The organism is Pseudomonadota bacterium (assembly GCA_026388215.1).
In the GTDB taxonomy this organism is placed as follows: Bacteria; Desulfobacterota; Syntrophorhabdia; order Syntrophorhabdales; family Syntrophorhabdaceae; genus JAPLKF01.
On the sequence record JAPLKF010000255.1, the window covers coordinates 1 to 5,232 of the forward strand.

Consider the following 5,232-nt stretch of genomic DNA (forward strand, 5'->3'; position numbering starts at 1 on the left):
TTTCTTTTAGGAGAAGGGAGACTCGTAAATCTTGCGTGTGCTGAAGGCCATCCTTCTGATGTAATGGATATGAGTTTTGCCAACCAGGCACTCTGTTCAGAATATATGTGGAAAAACGGGAAGCAGCTAAAAAAGAAGGTCTACAGTGTGCCAGCCGAGATAGATAAGAATGTTGCATATCTCAAATTACAGTCAGCAGGTATAACAATAGACGAGCTGACAGAAGAGCAGAAAAGGTATCTTGCCTCCTGGGAGATGGGTACGTGATCAAGCTCCTTGTTGTTGGAACTGTCGCATACGATTCAATCGAAACCCCCTTTGGAAAAGCAGACAATGTTTTAGGGGGTTCTGCACTGCATTTTACCAATGCGGCGAGCTTTTTCACCGATGTTGGTATGGTCGCAACAGTGGGAAAGGATTTTGATTTAAACAAGATAGGCTTCTTAAGGGATCGCAATGTAGATATGAGCGGCATAAAGGTTGATGAAGGGAAGACCTTCCGGTGGGAAGGGAAATACGGCTACGACCTCAACCAGGCAATCACGCTCAAGACCGAACTTAATGTTATTGAGACATTTAAACCACGCATCCCACCTGATTTCAGCGAGGCTGCTTTTGTTTTCCTTGCAAATATTGACCCTGAGCTGCAATCCTATGTGATTGACCAGATAAAAAACCCGAATACGGTAGTTGCACTCGATACGATGAATTTCTGGATAGAAAATAAGTTCAACGCACTGATCGATGTTATAAAAAGGGTTGACATGCTTGTCATCAATGAGGCGGAGCTGAGGGAAATTTCAAAGGAACATAACCTTGTAAAAGGTGCAAAGAAAATAATGGAGCAAGGACCTTCTTGCATTGTTGCAAAAAGGGGCGAATACGGTGTTCTTATGCTGAGCAGGGAAGAGATATTCCTTGCTCCAGCCTATCCTCTTGAAGATGTCTTTGACCCGACCGGGGCAGGTGATACATTTGCAGGCGGGCTCATGGGGTATCTCGCAAATGTGGGTGATATTTCATCGGAGACAATAAAACAGGCAATCGTCATGGGTTCAGTCATGGCATCATTCAATGTGGAGGATTTCAGTATCAACAGGCTAAAAGGGCTTGAATACAATGAAATCCGAGAGCGCTACACTGCCTTTAAAAGATGCCTGCAGTTCGGGGATATAAAATTCGAGTAAGGTAGCTATCAGCTATTAGCTTTCAGCAATCAACCACTTCGTCTATTCTGTCTTTTTTGTCATAACCAGATAAACGAGATACAATGCCTTATATTCGCATTATTTTCAGTTTAGCAAAAAGCTTCCACTGGGGATAAATATGAAAATGAAAATAGTTTATGGCTTATTTTCATTGACAATGAGGAAAGTTGTGATAAACTTGGTATGTAGAAAAAGGGTATGAAAGTTATTTCGGAGATAACCTATGACACCTAATAATACATCAAAGACTTTAGGCCCAATCGAGACCAATATGGTGGCTCGTCTAACATACGAGAAGAAGACGATTGTTACTGTAAAGGAGCTTGATCGGTTGTTTAATCTTTCTCCTGAGGATAGAAAACAGGTCGTTTTCCGGCTTAAAAAGAAGAAGATATTCACTCCTATTAAGCGCGGAGCATACGCCTTTTCTCCGCTCGAAGCCGGGCCAGAAGGAACAGGGGTTGACGAGCTACTTATCCCACCGCTTTTCTTTCCTAAAAAGAACTACTATATCGGGTATTCAACCATGTTCAATTATTTCGGTCTGACCGAGCAACTCTTTCAGACTGTGTACGTCCTCAATACATCCATGAGAATGGAGAGGATTATTTGCGGTATATCATATAGGTTTATAAGAATTCCAAAAAACCGCATGTACGGCCTTGAAACGACAAAAGTGAAAGATGTAGACATAAACATCAGCTCCAAAGAGAGAACCCTCATCGATCTCCTTTACTTTAATAAACCGGTTGGTGGTATTGGTAGTGCTGTGGGAATATTCTCGCAGGTTATTAAAGAGCAAAAATGCGATATTAAAAAGCTGGTAGGATATGCCGCTCGTTTCCCGAATATAACAACTCGCAAACGCATAGGCATTATTCTTGAGAGGTTAGGGATTCCCGATGCTACGTTAAGACCGCTTGTCAAAAGCGTAAAGGGAACAGCAATTTCTTCTCTCAATGGGACACGCAAAGGAAAACTCATTAAAAAGTGGAAGGCTATAGTCAATGATTCACAACAATAAAGAAGAATTTATAAAAACTTTGGAGAGGGCATCGAAAAAGAAAGAATTTTTGTTGCCTCTCTTGGAAAAAGACTATTACTTAACGCTCATTCTCTCCCGGGTGCATGAGCTTTCGGACGACCTTATTTTCAAAGGCGGAACGTGCCTGAATAAGATTTATTACGCATATTATCGTTTGAGCGAGGACCTTGATTTTAGTATGAAGCTTCCCCGGTATGAGGCAACACGAGGGGAAAGGCGCAAATGCATTCAGCCGATAAAGGATGGGATCAAGAAATTCGTGGAGCAGTTTGGTATGAGGGTCGATGACTCGGGCAATCCCGGCCGGAATGAATCTAAGCAGTATGTGTATTATTTTATTTATCAATCGGTTTTGCGGTCGATCGAGGCAAAGATTAAGTTTGAAATCGGACTTAGGTTCAATCCGATCTCTTCAATCGAAAAACGTCAAGTTCAACATAATTTCTTGCATCCATTTACAGGAGAGCCGCTTTTCGACGGAGGCAAGGTTGCTTGTTTATCCCTCAACGAATTAGTATCTGAGAAATTGCGCGCCGCGGCCACCAGGGAAACCATTGCGCCCCGCGACTTTTATGATATCGATTTTGTTCTCAGAAATAGTTTTAACATCATGGAACCGGAAGTCTTAAGGCTGTTTCAGAAAAAACTTGAGGAAGATGGCGTAGATACCGACCTTGCCAGATATAGCGTCAATCTTGGCAGGGACGATAAAGAGATTAAGGATATGAGGAAGCGCATTAAAGAGGAACTTTTTGAAGTCCTGACTCCCGGGGAGCGCAAAAACTTCGATCTCGATACTGCACTCGGGAGAATAAATAATGCATTACGGGGATTAAGGTGAGTATGTATAAAATCGGGGTGGACTGCAAATGTTGAATGAAAATTGAAGCGGGGAGTCGGTTTAACGTGTTGATGGAGAGGTTTTGTAGATAAGGATGGACAGAAGCATAAAAAAGTCGATAGCGGTTAATGAGCTTTACTATATTTTTCAGCTTAGTAATCTCCAAAATGATAAGCGATCTAATGTGGTCCTCGAACTGTTTGAGAATCCTCGGGCTGACACAACCTATCTTTTAAAAGAAGGCATCCGAACATTAAAAGATCTTGAAGAAAAGACACGTAGTATTATTGAGGAAAAAGATTGTATCTTTATTATCAATACGTTACACTTTTAGAGGGATTAAGTTGGTAGTCAAAAAGAGGTGGGGGAGAATTTATGGAACAGTCAAATCCAAAATGGACGCATCCTGGTGGAAAACTCATAGAACTGGGCCCGGCTGCCTTGACTGACGAAGAACTTCTTGCAGCTTTAATCGGGGCGGGATATAAGGGAAGGACTGCGCAGGATATTGCAAAGGAATTGCTCGATAAATACTATTCAATAGCCGGCCTCATGGGGAAGAAACTAACAGACCTTGCAAAAATAAAAGGATTAAAGGACGTAAAGGTTGTAAGGATAGCCGCAGCCTTTGAAATAGCAAGAAGGGTGGTTAAGGCACTTGAAAAAGAGTAGATTGAAAAAACAGGACAGAGAGGTTTCAGTTGTTACCATTAAAAAACCGGAAATCAACCACCTGAACCGCCAGATTCCTCCCAGAGCCCACACCCCCATGTATCTCTGGCATAAGTACTGGTCAAGAAAAACATGGAATGTTGTGGCGGAATTTATAAAAACGTATTGTCCTGAAGAAGGCATTGTTTTCGACCCATTTGCAGGCAGCGGTATCACGGCGATGGAGGCTCTAAAAAGCGGGAGGAGGGCAATCATTTGCGACCTCAACCCTATTGCTACGGAGATCATTCGTCTCACTATTAAACCCGTTAATCCAAAACATCTTCTTGAGGCATTTGAGCGAGTAAAAGATAAGATCAAAAAGAAAATTGAAAACCTTTATCTGACACAATGCAGGAAATGCGGTAGAGAGCTCGTTTTTGATTGTACGATCTGGAAAAATGATGAATGTGTAGAAATACGGTATCAGTCCTGCCCCAATTGCGGAGATAGGCAGGAAAAAGACTGTGAGCTTACCGGATATGATAAAGACCTCCTGAAGGCAGTTGAAGAAAAGAAAATCAAGGAGTGGTATCCGAAAAATAGGCTTTACTATCCGGATGGGAGACCCTTCAAAGAAAAGCAACAATATGAATCAATAGACGAGCTTTTCACGAAGCGCAATCTTCAAGCCCTTGCATGGTTGATGGTAGCAATAGAGGAAGAAACGGACAAAGACCTGAGAGATTTTCTTAAGATTGGTTTTTCGTCTATAAGTCATCTGTGTAGCCGTTTATTGGCTGAAGGAAGACCAGGTTATCGTCCTTTTAGCGGTGTAGGTTGGAACCAGCAAAGCTATTGGTTTACACCACAATATATTGAATCAAATGTTTGGGATAAATTTGAAAGTGCGATCACGGGTCATCAGGGACTTATGAAGGCCAAAGCTGAATCGAATGAATTTTTCAAAGAATGTAAAATCGGATCATCCATGGAGCAGATTATGTCAGGCAAGGCTGATGTATTTATCTACACTGGTTCGTGCCTTGATTTGATGGATGACATGCCGGAAGACTCTGTAGATTATATATTTACGGACCCGCCTTATGATGCTTCGGTGCAATTCGGGGAATTATCCTATATGTGGGTTTCGTGGTTGAAGATGGACAGGGGATTCTTAGATAGCATTGTATCAAACGAAATTGTTAGAAATGAACGCCAGCAGAAGGATTTTTCTGTGTACCATTCTCTCCTCTCATCAAGCTTTCAAAAGATGTTTAAGGTTGTAAAGCCGGATCATTACCTTACCCTGACCTTTCATAACCCCACGTTTAAGGTTCGTAACGCCACCATCAGAGCCGGTGTCTTTGCCGGTTTTGAGTTTCAAAAAATACACCATCAGGAGCTTGCAAGGCCATCTGCAAAATCGCTTCTTCAACCCTTTGGTTCTGCACAGGGAGATTTTTACCTGAGATTTCATAAACCCC

Annotated in this window: 7 protein-coding genes; all 7 read left to right on the forward strand. The window is 42.0% G+C overall.

The window, feature by feature from the left end; all coding sequences use genetic code 11:
- On the forward strand, positions 1 to 267 hold a 267-nt coding region (locus NTU69_12085; protein ID MCX5804244.1), incomplete at its 5' end, for an adenosylhomocysteinase.
- Positions 267 to 1,187 carry a PfkB family carbohydrate kinase gene (locus tag NTU69_12090; protein MCX5804245.1) on the forward strand — a complete coding sequence of 307 codons (921 nt, stop codon included), beginning with the start codon at positions 267 to 269 and terminating at the stop codon, positions 1,185 to 1,187. The genes NTU69_12085 and NTU69_12090, both read left to right, overlap by 1 nt.
- A 244-nt stretch (positions 1,188 to 1,431) precedes the next feature.
- Positions 1,432 to 2,232, forward strand: coding sequence for a hypothetical protein (locus NTU69_12095; protein ID MCX5804246.1), 801 nt, complete (start codon positions 1,432 to 1,434; stop codon positions 2,230 to 2,232).
- Entirely contained in the window at positions 2,216 to 3,094 is an 879-nt protein-coding gene (locus NTU69_12100) for a nucleotidyl transferase AbiEii/AbiGii toxin family protein (GenBank protein ID MCX5804247.1), read from the forward strand. Before NTU69_12095 ends, NTU69_12100 begins: the two co-directional genes overlap by 17 nt.
- Before the next feature lie 94 nt (positions 3,095 to 3,188).
- A complete protein-coding gene (locus NTU69_12105; GenBank protein ID MCX5804248.1) occupies positions 3,189 to 3,428 on the forward strand; it encodes a hypothetical protein in 240 nt (79 codons plus the stop codon).
- A 41-nt stretch (positions 3,429 to 3,469) separates the two neighbouring features.
- Positions 3,470 to 3,766 carry a hypothetical protein gene (locus NTU69_12110; protein ID MCX5804249.1) on the forward strand — a complete coding sequence of 99 codons (297 nt, stop codon included), beginning with the start codon at positions 3,470 to 3,472 and terminating at the stop codon, positions 3,764 to 3,766.
- On the forward strand, positions 3,753 to 5,232 hold a 1,480-nt coding region (locus NTU69_12115; protein MCX5804250.1), incomplete at its 3' end, for a DNA methyltransferase. The genes NTU69_12110 and NTU69_12115, both read left to right, overlap by 14 nt.

What these genes read in the sequence shown, in the direction of transcription:
- NTU69_12095 (MCX5804246.1), top strand. Translation starts at nt 1,432, where the DNA reads ATGACACCTAATAATACATCAAAGACTTTAGGCCCAATCGAGACCAAT.
- NTU69_12100 (MCX5804247.1), top strand. Translation starts at nt 2,216, where the DNA reads ATGATTCACAACAATAAAGAAGAATTTATAAAAACTTTGGAGAGGGCA.
- NTU69_12105 (MCX5804248.1), top strand. Translation starts at nt 3,189, where the DNA reads ATGGACAGAAGCATAAAAAAGTCGATAGCGGTTAATGAGCTTTACTAT.
- NTU69_12110 (MCX5804249.1), top strand. Translation starts at nt 3,470, where the DNA reads ATGGAACAGTCAAATCCAAAATGGACGCATCCTGGTGGAAAACTCATA.